The 19768-nt window shown below is 38.7% G+C and carries 19 protein-coding genes and 3 pseudogenes; 10 read left to right on the top strand and 12 right to left on the bottom strand.

The features are described 5' to 3' along the window. Positions 1 to 17 precede the first annotated feature (17 nt). From yhaM to ltrA, 3 genes and pseudogenes are all read left to right on the top strand, one after another. Positions 18 to 963: pseudogene (gene yhaM / locus RGF10_RS20520) on the top strand (3'-5' exoribonuclease YhaM). A 113-nt stretch (positions 964 to 1076) separates the two neighbouring features. Continuing rightward, entirely contained in the window at positions 1077 to 1265 is a 189-nt protein-coding gene (locus RGF10_RS20515; protein ID WP_318505366.1) for a sporulation YhaL family protein, read from the top strand. A gap of 602 nt (positions 1266 to 1867) precedes the next feature. After that, positions 1868 to 3130 carry a group II intron reverse transcriptase/maturase gene (ltrA, locus tag RGF10_RS20510; RefSeq protein WP_318502625.1) on the top strand — a complete coding sequence of 421 codons (1263 nt, stop codon included), beginning with the start codon at positions 1868 to 1870 and terminating at the stop codon, positions 3128 to 3130. 76 nt (positions 3131 to 3206) lie between these two features. On the opposite strand, the gene RGF10_RS20505 is transcribed toward ltrA, so the two are convergent. Next, positions 3207 to 4073, bottom strand: coding sequence for a peptidylprolyl isomerase (locus RGF10_RS20505; RefSeq protein ID WP_318505363.1), 867 nt, complete (start codon positions 4071 to 4073; stop codon positions 3207 to 3209). A 328-nt stretch (positions 4074 to 4401) separates the two neighbouring features. Between RGF10_RS20505 and RGF10_RS20500 the strand changes: the two genes are divergently transcribed. Together RGF10_RS20500 and RGF10_RS20495 are read left to right on the top strand one after the other, a co-directional pair. Beyond that, complete coding sequence (locus RGF10_RS20500; RefSeq protein WP_064503397.1) at positions 4402 to 4485, top strand: YjcZ family sporulation protein; 84 nt, start codon at positions 4402 to 4404, stop codon at positions 4483 to 4485. Between the two features lie 64 nt (positions 4486 to 4549). Then, complete coding sequence (locus RGF10_RS20495; protein ID WP_147533113.1) at positions 4550 to 4645, top strand: YjcZ family sporulation protein; 96 nt, start codon at positions 4550 to 4552, stop codon at positions 4643 to 4645. Positions 4646 to 4746: 101 nt separating this feature from the next. On the opposite strand, the gene RGF10_RS20490 is transcribed toward RGF10_RS20495, so the two are convergent. After that, positions 4747 to 4926 (bottom strand): hypothetical protein, encoded by a 180-nt coding sequence (locus RGF10_RS20490; RefSeq protein WP_318505360.1) that lies wholly within the window; start codon positions 4924 to 4926, stop codon positions 4747 to 4749. Between the two features lie 233 nt (positions 4927 to 5159). On the opposite strand from RGF10_RS20490, the gene RGF10_RS20485 reads away from it, so the two are divergent. Beyond that, a complete protein-coding gene (locus tag RGF10_RS20485) occupies positions 5160 to 5480 on the top strand; it encodes a DUF1878 family protein (RefSeq protein WP_318505359.1) in 321 nt (106 codons plus the stop codon). On the opposite strand, the gene RGF10_RS20480 is transcribed toward RGF10_RS20485, so the two are convergent. The 4 genes and pseudogenes from RGF10_RS20480 to RGF10_RS20465 all read right to left on the bottom strand — a co-directional run bounded on the left by RGF10_RS20480 (position 5481) and on the right by RGF10_RS20465 (position 8810). After that, positions 5481 to 6077, bottom strand: a complete 597-nt coding sequence (locus RGF10_RS20480; protein ID WP_318505357.1) for an HTH-type transcriptional regulator Hpr — start codon at positions 6075 to 6077, stop codon at positions 5481 to 5483. A gap of 332 nt (positions 6078 to 6409) precedes the next feature. After that, positions 6410 to 6937 (bottom strand): tryptophan transporter, encoded by a 528-nt coding sequence (locus tag RGF10_RS20475; protein WP_318505355.1) that lies wholly within the window; start codon positions 6935 to 6937, stop codon positions 6410 to 6412. A gap of 202 nt (positions 6938 to 7139) precedes the next feature. After that, positions 7140 to 8223: pseudogene (serC, locus tag RGF10_RS20470) on the bottom strand (3-phosphoserine/phosphohydroxythreonine transaminase). 167 nt (positions 8224 to 8390) lie between these two features. Beyond that, positions 8391 to 8810 carry an HIT family protein gene (locus RGF10_RS20465; RefSeq protein WP_318505353.1) on the bottom strand — a complete coding sequence of 140 codons (420 nt, stop codon included), beginning with the start codon at positions 8808 to 8810 and terminating at the stop codon, positions 8391 to 8393. A gap of 637 nt (positions 8811 to 9447) precedes the next feature. Between RGF10_RS20465 and RGF10_RS20460 the strand changes: the two genes are divergently transcribed. The 3 genes from RGF10_RS20460 to RGF10_RS20450 all read left to right on the top strand — a co-directional run bounded on the left by RGF10_RS20460 (position 9448) and on the right by RGF10_RS20450 (position 12266). After that, positions 9448 to 10188: an ABC transporter ATP-binding protein gene (locus RGF10_RS20460; RefSeq protein ID WP_318505351.1), complete on the top strand. Its 741-nt coding sequence runs from the start codon at positions 9448 to 9450 to the stop codon at positions 10186 to 10188. Then, positions 10181 to 11392 (top strand): ABC transporter permease, encoded by a 1212-nt coding sequence (locus tag RGF10_RS20455; protein ID WP_318505348.1) that lies wholly within the window; start codon positions 10181 to 10183, stop codon positions 11390 to 11392. Before RGF10_RS20460 ends, RGF10_RS20455 begins: the two co-directional genes overlap by 8 nt. Before the next feature lie 154 nt (positions 11393 to 11546). Beyond that, on the top strand, positions 11547 to 12266 hold the full coding sequence (locus RGF10_RS20450) for an EcsC family protein (protein ID WP_318505347.1): 720 nt from the start codon (positions 11547 to 11549) through the stop codon (positions 12264 to 12266). A 40-nt stretch (positions 12267 to 12306) separates the two neighbouring features. On the opposite strand, the gene RGF10_RS20445 is transcribed toward RGF10_RS20450, so the two are convergent. Further along, entirely contained in the window at positions 12307 to 13473 is a 1167-nt protein-coding gene (locus RGF10_RS20445; protein ID WP_318505346.1) for a M20 family metallopeptidase, read from the bottom strand. A gap of 138 nt (positions 13474 to 13611) precedes the next feature. Here RGF10_RS20445 and RGF10_RS20440 point away from each other — a divergent pair, with 138 nt between their 5' ends. Beyond that, positions 13612 to 14274, top strand: coding sequence for a phosphatase PAP2 family protein (locus tag RGF10_RS20440; RefSeq protein WP_318505343.1), 663 nt, complete (start codon positions 13612 to 13614; stop codon positions 14272 to 14274). 98 nt (positions 14275 to 14372) lie between these two features. On the opposite strand, the gene RGF10_RS20435 is transcribed toward RGF10_RS20440, so the two are convergent. From RGF10_RS20435 to RGF10_RS20415, 5 genes and pseudogenes are all read right to left on the bottom strand, one after another. Then, on the bottom strand, positions 14373 to 15746 hold the full coding sequence (locus RGF10_RS20435) for a HAMP domain-containing sensor histidine kinase (protein ID WP_318505341.1): 1374 nt from the start codon (positions 15744 to 15746) through the stop codon (positions 14373 to 14375). Then, a pseudogene (locus RGF10_RS20430) lies at positions 15724 to 16457 on the bottom strand (response regulator). The gene RGF10_RS20435 and the pseudogene RGF10_RS20430 overlap by 23 nt, the downstream one beginning before the upstream one ends. A 556-nt stretch (positions 16458 to 17013) precedes the next feature. Then, the gene (locus RGF10_RS20425; protein ID WP_412176648.1) at positions 17014 to 17610 is read right to left on the bottom strand and encodes a LysM peptidoglycan-binding domain-containing protein; all 597 of its coding nucleotides are present in this window, start codon (positions 17608 to 17610) and stop codon (positions 17014 to 17016) included. An 8-nt stretch (positions 17611 to 17618) separates the two neighbouring features. Beyond that, positions 17619 to 18005 carry a LysM peptidoglycan-binding domain-containing protein gene (locus RGF10_RS20420; protein ID WP_318505339.1) on the bottom strand — a complete coding sequence of 129 codons (387 nt, stop codon included), beginning with the start codon at positions 18003 to 18005 and terminating at the stop codon, positions 17619 to 17621. 235 nt (positions 18006 to 18240) lie between these two features. Then, positions 18241 to 19641 carry a hypothetical protein gene (locus RGF10_RS20415; protein ID WP_318505337.1) on the bottom strand — a complete coding sequence of 467 codons (1401 nt, stop codon included), beginning with the start codon at positions 19639 to 19641 and terminating at the stop codon, positions 18241 to 18243. Between the last annotated feature and the right edge of the window lie 127 nt (positions 19642 to 19768).

Here is a 19768-nt window from a genome sequence, read left to right as displayed (position 1 = left end):
GGGGAGTGTCGGACTTTATGACGAAAGGGATCATGCAATTTGCGGTTGGAGATCAAGTGGATGTGTTCCTATTAATCAAACATGCTACAAAAGGAATAGCAAGTAATGGGAAACCTTTTTTAACCTTAATCCTTCAGGATAAGAGTGGGGAGATTGAGGCAAAGCTGTGGGACGCTTCAGAAGCAGATGAAAAGAGTTATATGACTGAAAGCATAGTCAAGGTTTCTGGAGAAATTTTAAGCTATCGGGGCAGGCATCAATTAAGAATTCGTCAAATACGGCCGCAAGCTCCAATTGATCCTGTAAAAATGGCCGATTTTCTTGAAACAGCTCCCATTCAAACAGATGAAATGGCCAGCAAGCTTACCCAATATATTTTTGATATGAAAAATCCAAATATCCAAAGAATCACAAGACATTTGTTAAAAAAATATCAGCAAGATTTTATGCAATTTCCTGCAGCCACAAAAAACCATCATGAATTTATCTCCAGGTCTGGCTTATCATGTGTGTTGTATGCTAGACCTGGCAAAGGTGATCGCGGGGCTTTATCCAAGCCTAGATAAAGACTTGCTTTATGCTGGAGTTATTCTTCATGATTTAGGGAAGGTATTTGAATTGTCTGGCCCGATTTCTACCACTTATACAGTTCAAGGGAATTTATTAGGGCATATTTCTATCATGGTTAATGAAATAGGAAAGGCTGCAGATGAGCTGAACATAACAGGCGAGGAAGTCTTAATCCTCCAACATCTTGTACTATCCCATCATGGGAAAGCAGAGTGGGGGAGTCCGAAACCACCATTAATCAAAGAGGCGGAAATGCTTCATTATATTGATAATTTAGATGCCAAAATGAATATGCTTGATCGAGCTTTAGAACATGTAAAACCAGGGGAATTTACTGAGCGTATTTTTGCCTTGGATAATCGCTCCTTTTATAAGCCAACTTTTCATAAATAAACTGGATTGTAGTTTTGTTAAAGTATTTCTAGTGCGATTTGGTCATATTTTTACTCACTTTGCATATGATGTAGAAAACATTGGACAACCATTTGCTAAAGAGAGGTGAGAAAATGACCATACCTGTTTGGGTGTATTTTGTTGTAGCTGGTATTTTGATGAGTGCTATCATGACAATTAAAACAGGAAGAGCAGATCGAAAGCTTGAACAGGAAATGATTGAACGAGAAGGTAATATTTATATGGAACGACTCGAAAAGGAAAAAGAACTGCGTAAACAAGACATTGGGTCTGTAGGATAAGTTTAATAAACATAATAAAAAAAAACGAGCCAGATGGCCCGTTTTTTTTATTATTGTGTGCCCGGCATGGGTGCAGGCTCTAGGGTGAAAGTCCCGAACAGCGAAGGCAGTAGTAGCTGTAGCTTAAGACAAGGGTATGAGGGGTGACCCTCATACCTGAAGGAAGTCGGCGGCAAACTTCTGCCCCGAGGAACACGAATCTCATATAAGGCTAGGTGACATTGGATGAGTCTGCAATACAAGATAAAGCCCATACTGCCGAAGATGTCACAGAGTAAATGAGGCGGGGACATGGAAGGAAAGTCTGCACTCTTACCCTGGGAGAACCTGTCGATATGCCGTACTCATGCGGTAAGCCAATCCGTGAGGATTGGTTGAACGACAGGCGTCAGCAGAAGCCATAGTACTTAATCGCTTAAGAGGTTAAGGAAGGGCTGAACCAGTTATGGAAAGTAGGAACTAGGCGTATCTTTCTTTTCAATGAAGCAGAAAACAATGAACCTGTTTACGGAAAGAAATGGTGAACCCATGGGGGTCCCTAAACAGGGTGGAGAACGGAAAGAACACAAACAGAACACCTACTTACGCGGGAGGTTATATCAATGTTAATGGAACAAGTCCTGTCACGGGATAATCTACTTAACGCTATTAAAAGAGTAGAAAAGAATAAAGGGAAACATGGAGTTGACGAAATGCCCGTCACGGCTCTACGCGGACATATCATGCTTAACTGGAATGAACTGCGTCAATCCCTAGCAGATGGGACCTATATTCCTCTCCCAGTCCGTCGAGTCGAAATCCCGAAACCAGATGGCAAAGGAAAAAGGAAATTAGGAATCCCAACCGTGACAGACCGTTTCATTCAACAGGCAATCACCCAAGTGCTAACCAAAATATATGACCCAAGTTTCTCAAAATGTAGCTTTGGATTTCGTCCTAGGAGGCGAGCCCATGATGCAGTAATTTTGGCCCAAAGTTATATAGAGGAAGGATATCGATGGGTTGTAGACATCGACCTTGAAAAATTCTTTGATAAAGTTAATCACGATAGATTAATGAGTAAATTAGCTACTAGAATTCAAGACAAAACTTTACTCCATTTGATACGGAAATATTTATCCTCGGGTGTAATGAAAGGCGGACTTGTCAGTCCTAATCTTGAAGGAACTCCGCAAGGAGGGCCGCTAAGCCCCTTGCTTTCTAATATCGTCTTGGATGAATTGGATAAAGAACTCGAGCGAAGAGGACATAGATTCGTTCGATACGCAGATGACTGTAATATTTACGTCAAATCCAAACGTGCAGGAGAGAGAGTAATGGTTGCGATGACTCGGTTTATTGAAGGGAAACTTAAGTTGAAAGTTAACAGGGAAAAAAGTGCTGTTGACCGACCTTGGAAAAGGAAGTTTCTTGGATTTAGCTTTTCAAGCAACTTAAAACCGAAGGTTAGGATTTCACCACAGTCTATTAAGCGATTTAAGGATAAAATCAGGAAGCTAACGAGTAGACGTAAATCAATCGCAATGGAAGTAAGGATCAATAAGCTTAATGAATATCTGGTTGGTTGGGTTAACTATTATCACCTTGCGGATACACGCTCCGTATTTGCAAAACTAGAAGGATGGTTAAACCGAAGGTTAAGGATGATTCGATGGAAAGAATGGAAACTCCCAAAAACTAAGGTAAAGAAGCTTATCGAACTGGGAGTACCAAAAGGGAAAGCATATGAATGGGGAAATACGAGAAAGGCTTACTGGAGAATATCTAAAAGCCCTATCCTACAGAAAACACTAAGGAATACCTATTGGCATTCCTTAGGATTAAAAAGTATTACTGCAAGATATGACTCACAGCGTTTGACTTAACTGGAACCGCCGTATACGGAACCGTACGTACGGTGGTGTGAGAGGGATAAATGGAGGTTAGTCGCCTCCCCCTATCTCAATTCTCTGTAGAAGTAGTGCCGTGAGTTACAGCGCCTTCAAGATCCTTATCTTCAATCTTTACATTTGCTGCTTTAAGTTCTTTATCAATTACAGTTTGAACCGTTGTGCTATCTAACTTAGCAACCTTAACTTGATATTCAATTTCTTTTTTCATATCTTCGTATTTTTTCTTTTCCTTTTTATCTGTCACTTGGATGATGTGCCAGCCGTTCTCTGATTTTACAGGCGCACTGATTTCATTAACTTTTAGAGCATAGGCTGCGTTTTCAAATTCCGCTACCATCGCACCTGCACCAAACCAGCCTAGGTCTCCACCTTTATCCTTTGAACCTGGGTCTGTAGAATATTCTTTAGCTAAATCTTCAAATTTAGCACCACCATCAAGCTTGCTCTTTACTTCTTTCGCTTTTTCTTCACTATCTACAAGAATGTGTCGAGCTTTAATTTCAGGCTTAAGGTTTGCGTAGTAATCTTTCATTTCCTTTTCTGTTGCTTTAACTTCCTTTAAACCAGCTTTTTCAATTAAAAGCTGTGGCTTTAACAATTCTCTAAGTTCTTTTTCATCTTTAAGTCCATTTTGGGCAAGAAGCATCTCGAAGCTTTCACCCGCTTGGTCTTTAATTTCTTTAACTTTTTTATCTAATTCATCATCCGTTACTTTGTAATTTTTAGATAGGACTTTTGTGTATAACAGCTCTTGTAGAACGGATTCTCCATACTGTTCTTTCATTGCATCATAGAGCTCGTCCTTCGTAATGTCTCCAGCGTCTGTTTTTGCGACTGTAGCTGAGTCGCCACCTCCGCAGGCTGTTAATCCAATAACCCCAGCAGCTAAGGAAAGGGATAATATCCATTTTTTCATGTTGAACAACTCCTAAATAGTAAAATTCTGTGATTTTTAGACCACAGCTTTTACTATAACATAAAACCAAATCATAGGAAAAATTATAATCGTAATTCTCTGTGAAAAACGAAAAAAAATAGGTGTTTCGTTTACCCAAAATATACTTGGATTCATATGCTATCGAAGAGGGAATTGGAAAGTTAAAAAAAGTCTTAACAGCAAGATTTTTGATTATTCCCTTTTGTAACTTAGCTGTTTAGAAAATTCATCCTATCGGGACACATGCCTAAACGGATTGGTCCTAATTTGAATAGTATAGGGTAGCAACCTTAAAGGGGGTGTTAAAATGGGTGCAGGTTACGGTGGCGGCTTCGCGTTAATCGTTGTGTTGTTCATTTTATTAATCATTGTTGGCGCAGCTTGGCTTTAATTCATTAACCAATAACATGGGGTAGATTACTCCATGTTTTTGACAACAAAAGGAGGAATAAGATATGTCCGGAGGTCATGGAGGCTTTTATGGTGGAGGGTTTGCCCTTTTAGTGGTACTGTTCATTCTTTTGATTATCATTGGCGCAGCTTGGTTATAAGCTGAAAATAAAATACAATAAAATTTATATAATAATCAAGAGGCTGCCGAATGAGGTAAGCCTCTTTTTTTTAGAAGTGACTGGCACTAGCTTTAGATTTTTTACGCATACAAAATCTCAACATATGAAGTAATCAATAAAATTGTAATTAATATATTAATGGTTCGAAAGATTGATGGTTGGCGTTCAACTGGAATCTCTCGTTGCAAACAAAGTGAATTAGTTAGTGTATTAATATAAAATAAAATAAATACGGATAGTAATATAAAAATGGAGATCAACGATGATACCCTCCCCGACTAAGAATAATCTGTTTGTATTTTACATGATTAAAGCGAAAAAAGATAGTGTTAATGGTACTAATAGTAACCAAGCGTAACAGTTTTTTGGGGCTACTTATTAATGGAATCTAATGAAAATATTGGTTAATTTATGTTATAACTATAGTGGTGATATTTTTTATGGAAGTATTAATTACGTAGAGCGAGGGATTATTGAAATGAATGAGGATATATTGGTTGAGAAAATATTAAAATTGGAGTATCATCAACGACTCCTATTGAGGATGCTTGACAAGCCAAACCAATCTTTTTATAGGCTTGTCATTGAAAAATCGTTGAGGGAAGAGGATGTAGACACCTTCTTTAAGCATTGTGACCAATTGAGCATTGAACTCAAGGAGCAAAAAGCGGAAGGATTTGTTCATTTTCATCCGCTTTTCAACAAATTTAAAGTGGGTCTGCATCCTAACCTCCTGGCAGAAGATGTAATTCAGGCATGCATTGCTCAACAATTATTCCCCTCTTTGATGGCAGAACTTAAAAAATATGTTTAATTAAACGTATTCTTTTTCAGTTGAAGAATCCTGGGTAGAATCCTTTTTTTTGAGTTTACCATTTTCTTCGGTATAATCCTGCTCAACGTTGTTGAATGATCTCTCGAAAATATCCATGAAATCATCACCGTAAATATTGCGCACAATTGCCATCATTTCAATAATGTCTGGGAATTTCCCATAAAGCTCTTTTAACGGCATTGCACCTGTGAATGCCGCATTTTGAGTAGGATCATAGTTTTCCATTAAACGGAGCAATATTTCCTCTCCCTCAGGAGTTAACTCAATATACGTATTCCGTTTATCGGTCTCCTTTTTAGAAAATTTTAATAATCCCCTTTCCTCAAGTTTCTTTGAAAAGTTAAATGCTGTGGATACGTGCATTACTCCAAATTTTGCCACATCCGAGATTGAAGCGCCATGTAAATGGTAAGCAATCCACAAAATATGGTGCTCATTGATGTTCAAGTCAAAAGGTTTAATCCATTGCTGCCAATCCTTCTCAACAGACTTCCACAACGCTTTACTTAATTGTGCAATCCTTTGACTAAAAAGCATCGCTTCTTTAATTGAATACTGTTTTTCCGCCATCCCCATTTTCACCTACTTTTTATTTCTCTAATGATATTATGCCAATAAAACAAAAATTAATAAAGTAAATTTACATAATTTTTAGAAATATTATTCGCCTTATTAACTTATTTTATTGTATGTCAAATAGTTTAAATTTTCAAACTATGTAAAATTTCGTTCTTTATAAAGGAAAATCCTTCTTTTTCAAACTATTAATAAAAATAAATTCAAACATTTGGTTTAATTTCTGAAAGGTCGAAAGTAAAGATTGCTGAGTGCTCAAAAATCAACAATGTTCTTTAACATAGCCAAAAGAAAAAGAACCCGTAATCATTTACGGGTTCTTAAAAAACGAATTATGCATTTATTGCTGCTTTTGTTTTCTTTGTTCTGTTTACAATTGAATTGGCAATTGGGTAAAGAATGATCATTGTTACAGTATTGAACGCTGCTGCAGGAAGTACGACAGCTGCAAATAATGCAACGAACGAACCTGGAAGTCCAACAATATAATAGGCTGAACCTAAGAACACAATTCCTGAAACAATCGTACCAATTACGGTTAATACTCCAATGCCAACTAATGAATACTTAAATTTCCCTAATGCAAGAAATAAACCAAAGATGACAAATGCTGTAACAGCTTTATCAATAATATTTGGGATTAAACCACCTGGAAATGTAGTGGTTAAGCCAGAAATAATTCCTGTTACAAGACCTAATAAAAGGACGCTTTTCTTGTCTGGGAACAAAATAATTCCTAAAAACATCATGGTCAGCATCATATCAGGCTTCATACCAAGGAAAAATCCAGGAATAACTGTGTGCAAGACTGCACCAATCCCAACTAATAATGAAAGTGCTACAAGGTTTTTCGTATTCAATTCTCATCTCTCCTCAACTTTTCTAGACTCTTTTAATTTAAGCTCCCCCTACAGTGCACTCATTGCCTGGAGCGAAAAGCTTTAAGCTATTATAGCATACTATGATAAAAAAATTAAAGCGGGAAATTTATAGACAAGTAGCTATCATTTCCCGCTTTTCGATATGTCCAGCTGCAGCGGCTAGCCGCTACACTTTTTTAATTTAATATTTTTCTTGAAATGATTTCATAAATTCAGCAAGCTTTACAACGTGCTCTAGTGGCACCGCATTATAGATAGATGCACGGCAACCACCGACTGAGCGGTGACCTGCTAGTCCGATAAACCCAAGCTCTTTTGCTTGATCCAGGAATGTTTTAGTTGCTTCATCTGATTGAAGCGTAAAGGTAACGTTCATTGTTGAACGGCTATCAGCTGTTGCATGACCTGTATAGAAGCCGTTGCTACCGTCAATTACATCGTAAAGTACCTTAGCTTTTTCTTGATTGATTTTTTCAATCGCTTCAACTCCACCAAGTGAATCCACATGCTCTAACACTAATGACAATAAGTAAATGGCTAGTGTCGGCGGAGTGTTATAAAGAGAGTTATTGCCAGCATGAGTTTTGTAATCTAACATCGTCGGAACGCTTTCCGGAGCTTTGCCGATTAAGTCTTTGCGGATGATGACAACCGTTACACCAGAAGGACCGAGGTTTTTCTGTGCACCTGCATAGATTAAACCAAACTTGCTGACATCAATTGGCTTACAAAGAATATCACTTGACATGTCCGCGATTAATGGGGCACCGACAACCTCTGGGAAGTTTTGCCACTGGGTACCAAAAATCGTGTTATTGCTTGTGATATGCACGTAAGCAGCTTCGTTATCAAGGTTAATGTTTTCAATCGTTGGAATCGTTGTATAATTGTTTTCCTTACCAGTTGCATAAACAGAAGTTTTGCCAACCTTTTTGGCTTCCTTAAGTGCTTTCTCAGACCATGCGCCTGTTAAGATATAATGTCCAACCTTATCCTCAGAAAGAAGATTCAGCGGAATCATAGAAAACTGTAGGCTTGCTCCACCTTGTAAAAATAAAATTTCGTATTCATCTGAGATGTTTAACAGCTTACGAAGGAGAGAGATGGCTTTATTATGTACCATTTCGTAATCCTTGCTACGATGGCTTAATTCCATCACGTTCATACCTGGTTCCATTAAAATCAAACCATTCCTCCTGAGCTTTTTTTAGCACTTCAAGAGGTAAAGTGGCAGGGCCAGCATTAAAGTTATAGGCACGTTTCATGTTAATTCCTCCTAAATTTTTTGGTATTTTGACATTTTTCATGGTCTTATCGTACCAAATAAAAAGAATATTCGTCATTAGAAAATTTTAAATGTTATAAACATTTTTTGCAAAGCCAAAATCTCACAAAAAATAGACTTCTGTTTAAATAGAAGTCTATGGGGATGTTAAAGATGCTTTCCGATATTAGATGCAATCGCTTTCAGGTCATCAGAGGTGTACTCGCTATCATGTGTTTTCCAAACTGCACCGAAGCCATCACCTTTCCCGTATCTTGGGATTAAGTGCATATGAAAGTGGAAGACGGATTGACCAGCCTCTTCACCATTATTATTTACTACGTTTAAGCCGATTGGCTGGAATTCAGTTTTAATCGCATTTGCAATGGCGGGAACGGCTTCGAAGATATTCTTAGCTATATCTGATGTCAATTCAAATACATTTTCTTTATGTATTTTTGGAATAACCAATGTGTGGCCCTTGGTGACTTGGCTTATATCGAGGAAGGCAAGTACATGTTCATTTTCATAGACCTTTGCTGCAGGAATCTCCCCATTAATAATTTTACAAAAAATACAATCGCTCATTGTTAAACATCCTTTCGAAAAAAATTACTCGCTTTTCTAAATATTTTAACACAATCCATTGCTTTGCAAAAATAGGAAAGACAGGATCCGCTTGGAATCCTGTCTCCTGAAGGGGGGATTTCATTACTCGTCTATTTCAGGTTCGTTTCTGCGATAAACACCTCATTTATTTATTAAAATAAAATGATAAGTGTATCTAGTGGATTTTCATTTACGCTGTTCAAACGGACCATCCCCTAACTTTTATAGGTTTCACAACGTATTAAAGTGGATTGATGATCGTATCTTTAACAAACACCTCATTTATTTAGTGAGTTTTAACTGCACAAAATTAATTGGTGTATGGACGTAAAATTATTTACATTTTGCAATGTAACCATCCCCTAATTTGAAAAGTTCCTGATCTTAGCGAAAGTAAATGAACGGGTCTTTAACAACCACCTCATCCGATTTATGGATTTTTAAAACCATAACTGAATGTTTACCCCTTCGAAAATTAGAATGTCCAATTTTGAAAAAGAATAACCCTACTTTTAATAAAAAAATGAAAAGGTTTGAAAAGTGGAGAGTTTCGCTGTTTGGATTGCAAGAGAACTTTGGTAAAATAAACATATCTAACAAGGGAAGGGCGTTTTGCATGTCTTTACTCAAAATTGAAAACGTTACAGGGGGTTATACCCGAAATCCAGTTTTAAAAAATGTCACTTTTGAGGTAAAAAGTGCGGAGCTCGTCGGCCTGATTGGCTTAAATGGTGCAGGGAAGAGTACGACGATTAAGCATGTAATTGGATTGATGGAGCAGCATAGTGGCGATATTACGATAAATGGTAGTTCGTTTAAGCAGGATAAGGATAATTATCGAAAGAAATTTAGCTTTGTTCCAGAAACACCGATTCTATATGATGAATTAACGCTTGAGGAGCATTTGAAGCTTACTGCGATGGCGTATGGTTTAGAAGAGAAGACCTATAAGGAAAGAATGGATTTTTTGCTTGAAGAATTTCGCATGAAAAAACGACTTAAATGGTTTCCTGCTCATTTTTCAAAGGGAATGAAGCAGAAGGTGATGATTATGTGTGCGTTTCTTGTTCAGCCAGATCTATACATAGTCGATGAACCATTTGTTGGTTTAGATCCACTTGGTATTCAATCGCTACTTGATTTAATGAAAAAGATGAAGGATAGTGGAGCGGGAATTTTAATGTCCACTCATATTTTAGTGACGGCAGAACGATATTGTGACCGTTTTGTTATTTTACACAATGGTTCTGTACGGGCTCAGGGGACATTGGCTGAGCTTAGAGAGCAGTTTAATATGCCGAATGCGACGCTTGATGATCTTTATATTCAACTGACAAAGGAAGAAGATTATGTTTGATGAAAGCAAATTGTGGAGGGAAAGATTTGCCAAGTCCAGCAAGGAATTAAGTCGCTATCTTCGCTACATATTCAATGGACATCTCGTTGTTGTTCTCTTATTTTTGGTCGGGACTGGGGCATATTACTATCAGGAATATGTAAAAAGACTTCAACCCGATTTTCCTGCAGCACTGATTATGGCAGTTGTACTAGGGGTGTTTTTAACCTATAGCCCGATCTATACCTTTTTGCTCGAAGCCGATAAGATATTCTTATTGCCGCTTGAGAGTAAGCTTAGGGCATATTTCAAAAAATCAATTGGTGTTAGCTTTTGTATTCAGCTTTATCTTTTGTTAATGGTGCTTGCTGTGTTTATGCCAATGTATGTTCAGGTATACCATGGAAGCTTTAAATCCTTTTTTACGTTTCTTCTCTTGATTGCGATAATGAAGGTTTGGAATCTTTTTTCGCGATGGCAGGTGCTCCATCTTGTTCAGACAAGCTTTCATCTATTTGATTCGCTTATTCGTTATGCGCTAAATGGCTTGTTTTTGTATTTTATGTTTAATGATGACTTCCTAATGATGGCCATTGCTCTTGTGCTGTTGATCTTGCTCTATGTTTACTGGCGCAGCAAGACGAAAGAGAGTGGATTAAAATGGGAGCATCTAATCGATTTAGAAGAAAAAAGAATGACATCCTTTTATCGAATCGCAAACCTTTTCACAGACGTTCCGAAATTAAAGGACCGAATCAAACGACGGAAATGGCTTGATTGGTTATTTAATGGGATTCCTTTTAATAAAGCAAATACGTATTTATTTTTATATATAAGAGCATTTGTAAGAGCCTGGGACTATTTCGGCCTTGTGATCAGACTGACCGTGATTGGTTCAGTTGCGCTTTATTTGGTTTCATTTGGACTTGGACAAATTCTGGTCGTTCTAATATTTCTGTATTTAACTGGTTTTCAGCTGTTGCCTCTGGCAAGTCATCACGAAAATAAAATTTGGGTGTCCCTTTATCCAATAGCAGATGATTGGAAAAGAAAAGCCTTTCAGCAGCTTTTGCTCTGGATTTTATTGTTTGAAACCGTGATATTATCGCTCGTGCTAATGGTAAAAGGTGTTTATCTAACTGGTCTAATTGCTTTAGCAGTGGGTGTGGCCTTTAGTCTTTATTTTGTATTTAGCTATAGTAACATCCGATTGAAACGAATCTAGCTTGTTGCCCTCTTTTGCCAAAATGGAAAAAGGGGGTTTTTTGAAACCTTCTTAAGGTTCAAATCGTAAGACTATGTTAAGCTACTGTTTAAAATTATTGTTTATTGGAGTAGAAATCTATAAGGACAACGTTAAAATAAAGAGGGCGATGGGAATGACTGAATATGAACTATCGGTTAGAAATGACGTGCAGCAATGGAAACGGAAGCTAAGAAAACGTTCATCGATGCTTAATCGAATTTCAAAAAAAGCACAAACGAAAGTAAATGAAATCATCCCAGAAAAGGTGCATGAGGTAATAACCGAAAGCATGAAAAACTTAGTTAAAGCCACGCTTGTCGGTTCGGATTTTACGACGAAAAAAGGCCAAAGCGTTGGTTTATCCTTGGCGGAAATGGATAAACAAATGGTAAAGAAGCTTGAAACCTTTCGAAAAACAGCCATGCTTGAAGGAGCCGGAACAGGTGCGGGTGGGATTCTCCTCGGCTTAGCGGATTTTCCTTTATTGCTCTCAATAAAAATGAAATTTTTGTTTGAAGCAGCTGCCATTTACGGGATCGACACGGCTAAATATGAAGAAAGAATGTTTCTTCTCTATGTATTTCAATTGGCCTTTTCTAGTGACGATACTCGTAGGGAAACCTTAGATATCATTGATTATTGGGATGAGGAAAAGGAGCGGGTGAAGGAGTTAGATTGGCGTCAATTTCAACAGGAATACCGAGACTATATTGATTTCGTCAAAATGCTTCAGCTTGTTCCTGGAATTGGATTAGTTGTTGGTGCCGTGGCAAATTACCGGCTATTGGACCAACTGGGAGAAACGGCAATGAACGCATTTCGCTTGCGGTTATTGAAAAACCCCACTGCCTAAGCAATGGGGTTTTAGTGTGCTTGCTGATTGAAACCTGTAATTAAATCGACTGGTAGCGTATGGCTACGGAACCAAGTGTCCTGGCTGCAATGAGCATTGCACGCTCATCAATATCAAATTTTGGATGATGATGGGGGTATGCATCAGCACCACCAGCACCTGTAAAAAAGAATGTACCTTTAACATGTTGAAGGTAATAGGCAAAATCCTCGCCACCCATTTGTGGTGCCGTTTCTTCTACTACATTTACTTCAGGAACATCTTGAGCACATTCCATTAGAAATTGCGTTTGGGCAGGATGGTTTACGACAGCTGGATAACCCTGCTCATACATATACTCATAGGCCGAGTCGTTGGTTAGACAGGTTCCTTTGGTGATTTGATTAATATTCTGCTCAATTTGAGTGCGAAGAGATTCATTAAAGGTTCGAACCGTACCAACAAGCTTCGCTTTATCAGCGATGACATTAAAGGCGTTATCCGCAACAAACGATCCAATTGAAACAACAGCGGACTCGATTGGGTCAATATTACGACTGACGATTTGCTGAAGGTTTATTACAAGCTGGGATGCAGTCACAATTGCGTCCTTCGTTGTGTGTGGATGAGCCCCGTGCCCACCCTTGCCATGGACAGTGATTTCAAACCGATCAGCAGCTGCCATAATCGGGCCGACACGTGTTTGAATCGTCCCAGTGGGGACTGTAGCCCACAAATGTGTACCAAATATGACATCGACTTCTGCCAGACAACCATCTTCAATCATTGATTTTGCCCCACCAGGTGCATATTCTTCAGCATGCTGGTGAATCATCACATACGTACCTACAAGTTCATCGCGCATTTGATGAAGCACCTTTGCTAAAACAAGCAAGGTTGCGGTGTGTCCGTCATGGCCGCACGCATGCATGACACCAGGAATAAGAGATCTATAAGGAACATCCTTTTCATCTTGAATCGGAAGGGCATCAAAATCTGCGCGAAGGGCAACCGTTTTACCTTTCTTGCTACCGACTATTCTCGCTACCACACCGTTTCCACCAATATTTCCTTCCACCGAAATGCCAAGCTGTTCATAATAGGATTGTATGAATTTAGCTGTATTTTTCTCCTGAAACGAAAGTTCTGGGTGTTGGTGGAGATAGCGGCGAATGGATACCATTTCCGAATAATAGTTTTGTAGTTGTGTATAAAGCTTGGTTAGCATGAAATATCGCTCCTTTACGATGCAGTTTAGTTGAGTTATTTTCAGATTTTTTTAATAATTATAGCATTGTTTTATAGACCATTAGAGAAAAACAATGGTCAAAAAAGCGTAGAATGAAATGATGGGGGAACTACACACATGAGAAAGTCTAAATTGGCATTGATTTTGCTGCTATTTTCAATCTGTGCAGTCCTATTGCTTTCGGTAACGGTTAAAGAGAGTGGGGGTGTGGCGTTTGATGCTGCTGTTGCTTCATTCACCACTACAATTTTTCCTGAGCAAACACGAGCCTTTTTTAGGGTAATCCAGCTGTTCGGTGAAGAGTTGGGCATTGCAGTGGTGGGCATCGCGACAATCTTATGGCTATGGATAAGAGCAAAAAATTATCAGGGGATGGCTCTCCTTTTAATTGCAGTTGGGGTAGGTAATGAGGTGAATAGCTTCATTAAAGATTTTATTAAGCGCCCACGACCAGACCTAAAGCATTTTGCTGATGCAGAAGGATTTAGTTTTCCTAGCGGTCATGCGATGGTCGGGATGATTTTATATTTTGTTGTTGCTTACTTTATTTTTAAGGAATTGAAATCGATGCAAACGAAATGGCTCATTGGTAGTCTCTTTGGGTTGTTACTTGTATTGATAGGAGCTAGTCGCATCGTTTTACAGGTGCATTATCCATCAGATGTATTGGCCGGATTTGCAATGGGTTATTTATGGGTTTATCTCATGATAACAGGCTATGAATGGCTCATTGATAGGAAAAAAGTTATCCAAACAACGGATTATTCAAAAAATATATAGCGTAAGAGAAAAGCTGACTGATAGGAGGAGAAGCACCAGCTCCTATCAGTCAGCTTTTTAACATCGTCTAATAGTATAAAAGGGAGAAAGTCTATTCTTTAATTTAATGGAAACAACACAGTGAAGGTGGTGCCCTTATCAAGCTCACTTTCAACCGTTATGCTTCCTTTATGAGCTTCGACGAGTGCCTTTACAATCGAAAGTCCTACACCAATCCCTCCAGTTTTTCTAGCGCGGGACTTATCGCCGCGATAAAACCGTTCAAAGATATGAGGAAGATCTTGGCTGGCGATCCCAATCCCTTCGTCTTGAATCTGAAAACCACCAAATCCATCCTCTTTAAGGGCAGAAATTTTTACTGTTCCGCCTTCCGGTGTATATTTTAACGCGTTGTTAATAACATTGGTTAAAATTTGCGTTACTTTATCAAGGTCACCTTTAAAAGTAATCTTTTCAGTTGAAGGTACAATGACTAGCTTCACACCTTTTTGTTTAAAAATCGGTGTTTGCAAGTTTTGAATGGAGGACAGCATTTTGCCTGCTTCAAGCTCAGTTTCATTCAGTCTAATTTGCGGATTCTCAGCTGCCAATAATTTCTCCAGCTCATTTACAAGACGAACCAAGCGCATTAATTCACTATGGCTTTGCTGAAGTCGCGCTGGTGTTGGCTCCCAAATTCCATCCTGAAACGCTTCGATTTGGCTGCGCAATGTGGCAAGCGGAGTGCGAAGTTCATGAGCTAAATCACCTGTGAATTCCTTCCGAAGACGTTCTTCCTTGTCAAGCGACATAGCCAATTCATTAAAGGCAATCCCAAGTTGTTTCATTTCTAATGATAAATTATCGAGTGGTACTCGTACATCTTTTTTATGCTTGGTCAATTCTTCTACTGCTTCAGATAAGCTGTTCAGTCCTGAGGTTAATCTCTTTGAAAATAACATACTAAAAGCAAGAGCAAGAATGACGGTTATAATGACGGCGATCAGAATATACTTTTGGATGGTCTGCAGGAAAACCGATTCACTATCGACAAAGCCTTTTGGATAATATACCTTAAGCATCCCAATTGTTTTTCCGTTCACCTTAATTAACTCTGTGGAAGTCTGCCACGTATCCCCTTCATATGGACTAGTTCTCATCTCATTATCTGGTGGAATTCTTTCTTCACTAATGGATGTTGAGTCAATTAATAGAATTTCATCAGGTGTGTAAATCTTATAAAAAAGACGGTCTGTTGTCCCTTGCTGATAAAGGAGCTCGGTCACGCGTTCACCAGTAAAAGTCCCATTTTCTTTGTATTCCAATTTTAACGCTTTAATAAGCTGATTAATTCTTTGGTCACGGTCTTCATTAATATAATGGTTGAAGCTGGCTTCGAATCCCCATTGAATGCTAAAACTAATAATTAAGATTCCAGATAATGAAACTAAAAGAAAATAAAAGAGTATTTTAGCGCGGAGAGTTTTTAGCATCTGCTGCTCCTCCAAATTTATAACCCATGCCAAATACAGTCAATATATACTTTGGATCGCGTGGGTCTAGTTCAATCTTTTTGCGCAGGTTTTTGATATGGGTATCGATGCTGCGTTCATACCCTTCGTATGACATTCCGTCTTCTTGAATTTTTTCTAGTAAGTCCATTCTGCTATATACACGTCCAGGGAATTTTGCCATATTTGATAGAAGCTTATATTCAATCGGTGTTACACTCACGATCTCATTATGGAATAGGATTTCTTTTTTTGTTAGATCAAGGATAAGCTCTCCTTGGTTATATGAAAGGATTTCTGATTGTGCTTCAGGTGCTGTTTGGGATTGTTTATTCGTTCGACGTAAAATCGCTTGGACTCGGACTACGACTTCTTTAGGGCTGAAGGGCTTCGTGACATAATCATCGGCTCCAATGATAATGCCATTAATTCGTTCCTCTTCCCCTGATTTAGCGGTTAACATCAGAATTGGAACGTCTGATTCCTTGCGGAGGAGTCGGCAAATTTCTTCCCCGAAATATCCTGGAGCATTAAATCTAACACAATGAGGTCTGGTTTAACTGTATCTGCTTTTCTAAGTGCATCCAACCCATTATCTGATGTCACGACCTTGTATCCTTCTTTTATAAAATAGGCTTCGAGAACTTCCGTTATCATTCTCTCATCGTCAACTAGTAAGATGGTTGTTTCCATGATGATCTCTCCTTATACTGCATATCTTATCATTCGTATAATGGTAAATAATAAATCTTCATAACTTCCACATAATTTCCTCATAATATCTTCATACGCTACTTATATTATAAAGTCATAAGGAAGGCGACGTATTAGCTAAAAAGCAAAAATTAGCGAACAAGTAGCTGACCCTCAACTTATTACCAATAATCTTAATATAACTGGGTTCGGAAAAGCCCAAACCGAAAATCGAAAAATTAAAGGAACCTCGATTTTCACCTTGCTAGGGCTTGATGGAAAATTCCATTCCACAACGGCACTGGCGGAAATTGTACAAAGCTCAAAAAAACCTCCCTTTTAATATAAATTGCATTAAAAGGTAATTAACTCCCAAGTTAAAAATAAATGTTTAAAGGCTAGCCAAATGGCTAGCCCTCTTTTTTGCTTTAAAGCAGTGGGGGACTGACCCCCGTTTTAAACTATAGAAAAGGCCTCAAAAGGAAGCTATTGTTCTCCTTTTGAGGCCGCACTTTTTGGGATAAGTTATCCTACTTAATTTTCTTATAATAATTGATTAAATAATAGAAATAAGTGCTCCGTTTTGATGAATGATCGTTATGTTTTGTCCTGAAAGTTCTTGATAACCTGATGCTGATCCGTAGGGAACTGTTAATATTAGTGGGTCTCCGTTTTTATCAAACTCGACAGTAGTGGAATCAGCTGCACCAATCACTTCGACTTCAGTGAATAAAGCTACTCCTGGAATATGTAATTTCTGGCCAATAATCACACCATCACTAATTAGAGTATTAACATTCTTTAAATCTTCTACTTTCACTCCAAATCGTTTGGCAATTCCCCATAGGGAATCCCCAGGTGCAACCGTATATACTGCTTCTGTTTCTTTACTATGAACTTCGGTCGGAACAAAAAGTTTTTGTCCAACATAAATTTTTTCACTAAGCAGCTTATTTTCCTTAATTAGTTCATTTACACTAATATGGAATTTTTTTGACAAGGAGAATAGAGTATCTCCTTTTTTTACAGTATATGTGCCTGCAAGATCTTCTGAAGAATCTAACGGACTGTCATTTGTTACAGGGTTTTCATAAGGTACCAAGAGTGTTTGGCCAATCTTGATATCTTCTGTTGTTAAGCCATTCGCAACCATAAGTAGCTTTAAGCTAATTTGATATTTTTTCGATAGACTGTAAAGTGTATCCCCTTTTTTACGATATAACGCCCAGCTATTTCGTCTGATTGCTCATGAAGTAACTCGTCTGGGACTAATAGCTCTTGATCGACATAAATTCTCTCCGAAGATAAGCCGTTAACATCCATCAATTGCTGGACGCTGACTTGATATCTCTTTGCTAGGCTGTATAGAGTATCTCCTTTCTTAACAGTGTATTCAGTACTGCATGCGCTAGCTTTTGTACCCATAAGGGTAAGCACCGTAAATGCACCTGCGAGAGTGGTTGCCGTCACTTTCTTATGGCGCGCTCGATTTTTTTGTTTACGAAGATCTGCTAGCTTTTGTTTTCTCGTAGTTAAAATTGCCCCCAATATAGAAACCTCCATTAAAAAATACCTATATATACGATATAGGTATTCGACAAATTCATACATTATTTGACCGTTGATGAAAAATTTTCTTTAAAATCCATAATTAATACCAATAGGACGGATTTACCATTATATATAGTAGTTGCCTTGAACTTTAACGCACTAAAGCAGCGGGGGTCAGACCCCCGCTGCTTCACCGCGGTAGTATGCTGGGGGACAGTCCCCCATTTCGTTATTAGATTAAAAACATGGCGACGATGGTGGTGACGACGAGGCCGATTAGGACTGGTTTTAGGTTGCGTCGTGCTAGTTCGAAGGCGTCGACATTACAAATTGCGGCAGCCGGGATGAGTGCCCAAGGAACTAGTGTCCCGCCACCGACCCAGATAGCGGCAATTTGACCTAGGGCGGTAAGAGTGGCTGCCCCCGCTCCGATTGCGGTTGCAAATAAATGGGCAATTGAACCCGCCAAAGATATCCCCGAGAAGCCTGATCCATCTAAGCCGGTAATCGAACCGACAACCGTTAGGGTAACAGCTCCAACCTCTTTACTTAATGGAACAACATGTGCAAGAGCGATGCCAAGATCATTGACAATACCATGGGAGCCCTTTGGCAAGTAGTCGCCAATAATCGTTCCAAATCCAGAATCGCCAAGGTAAAAGAACGCTGCGATTGGGATGACTGGCCCAAACACCTTAAAGCCAAATTGAAACCCGTCAATTAAATAACTAGTGGTTTGCTCAAGTCCCTTATTTTTATGACTCACTAAAGTGATGATTAATAAAATGATGATTGATGTTCCCCCAACTAATGCCGTAGCATCGCCGCCCTGGAGGTCTAAAATAAACATGGCAGCAACATCTAAAGCAAATAAAACCGGAATCATGATTGAAAATAATTTCTTCTGCGTTAAAGTTAGCAATCTCTTATCTTCTGAATCATCAGGAATCGAAGAACCAATGTGATTAAATGCAGACGCCGTTAATTTTCCCGATTTCATATCTTTTTTCAAAAAATAAAAAGCGGCGATTGTTGTAACTAATCCCATGACTATCACGAGTGGAATACTGGCATTAATTACATCGCCAACAGGCAGCCCGGCTGCATCTGCGGTAAGCTTTGGTGCTGCTTGAATAATATAGTCACCAGAAAGAGCAATCCCATGTCCGAATAAGTTCATAGCCATTGCGACTCCCAATGCTGGCAAACCGACTCGGACCGCGACCGGTAGCAACACAGCGCCTAGTAGTGCAACAGCTGGTGACGGCCAAAAGAACCAAGAAATGACCATCATCAGGATTCCAATTGTCCAATAAGCAAGAGCTGGGGTACGGATTAATTTGGTAAAAGGGGAGATCATAACATCATTAATACCAGTAGTGGTTAAGGTTTTGCTCATCGCCACAATGATCGAGATTACGAGGATGGTCGATAAAAGCTCCGTAATGGCAAAAATAAAACTACTAAAAATGCTGCTAACTGAGGCACTTAATGATCCAGTTGCCTGAATGGCAATTAAAAAGATACCAACAATACAAACAATACTTGTATCACGCCGCATGGCCATAAATCCAATAATAAGGACAATAAACGTGACATATATCCAGTGAAGCGCTGTTAAATCAACGCCCATATGTTTCTCTCCTTTCATCATCCATCAAATGTTTAACCCAGATTTGGGTGTAATACAGAATATGATGGGGAGGAGAAGGTGTGAGTGGGACAATAAAGAAAAAAACGACAACGAATTTCCAATAAAA

Origin of the sequence: Bacillus sp. T3, assembly GCF_033449965.1 — a bacterium.
Classification (GTDB): domain Bacteria; phylum Bacillota; class Bacilli; order Bacillales; family Cytobacillaceae; genus Bacillus_BU.
This window is presented reverse-complemented; position numbering and strand designations above follow the sequence as displayed.

Bases quoted from the DNA above. Each gene is read 5' to 3' on its own strand.
- RGF10_RS20515 (WP_318505366.1), top strand. From the start codon at position 1,077: ATGACCATACCTGTTTGGGTGTATTTTGTTGTAGCTGGTATTTTGATG.
- ltrA (WP_318502625.1), top strand. From the start codon at position 1,868: ATGTTAATGGAACAAGTCCTGTCACGGGATAATCTACTTAACGCTATT.
- RGF10_RS20505 (WP_318505363.1), bottom strand. From the start codon at position 4,073: ATGAAAAAATGGATATTATCCCTTTCCTTAGCTGCTGGGGTTATTGGA.
- RGF10_RS20500 (WP_064503397.1), top strand. From the start codon at position 4,402: ATGGGTGCAGGTTACGGTGGCGGCTTCGCGTTAATCGTTGTGTTGTTC.
- RGF10_RS20495 (WP_147533113.1), top strand. From the start codon at position 4,550: ATGTCCGGAGGTCATGGAGGCTTTTATGGTGGAGGGTTTGCCCTTTTA.
- RGF10_RS20480 (WP_318505357.1), bottom strand. From the start codon at position 6,077: ATGGGGATGGCGGAAAAACAGTATTCAATTAAAGAAGCGATGCTTTTT.
- RGF10_RS20465 (WP_318505353.1), bottom strand. From the start codon at position 8,810: ATGAGCGATTGTATTTTTTGTAAAATTATTAATGGGGAGATTCCTGCA.
- RGF10_RS20460 (WP_318505351.1), top strand. From the start codon at position 9,448: ATGTCTTTACTCAAAATTGAAAACGTTACAGGGGGTTATACCCGAAAT.
- RGF10_RS20455 (WP_318505348.1), top strand. From the start codon at position 10,181: ATGTTTGATGAAAGCAAATTGTGGAGGGAAAGATTTGCCAAGTCCAGC.
- RGF10_RS20450 (WP_318505347.1), top strand. From the start codon at position 11,547: ATGACTGAATATGAACTATCGGTTAGAAATGACGTGCAGCAATGGAAA.
- RGF10_RS20445 (WP_318505346.1), bottom strand. From the start codon at position 13,473: ATGCTAACCAAGCTTTATACACAACTACAAAACTATTATTCGGAAATG.
- RGF10_RS20440 (WP_318505343.1), top strand. From the start codon at position 13,612: ATGAGAAAGTCTAAATTGGCATTGATTTTGCTGCTATTTTCAATCTGT.
- RGF10_RS20435 (WP_318505341.1), bottom strand. From the start codon at position 15,746: ATGCTAAAAACTCTCCGCGCTAAAATACTCTTTTATTTTCTTTTAGTT.
- RGF10_RS20425 (WP_412176648.1), bottom strand. From the start codon at position 17,610: ATGGTTGCGAATGGCTTAACAACAGAAGATATCAAGATTGGCCAAACA.
- RGF10_RS20415 (WP_318505337.1), bottom strand. From the start codon at position 19,641: ATGGGCGTTGATTTAACAGCGCTTCACTGGATATATGTCACGTTTATT.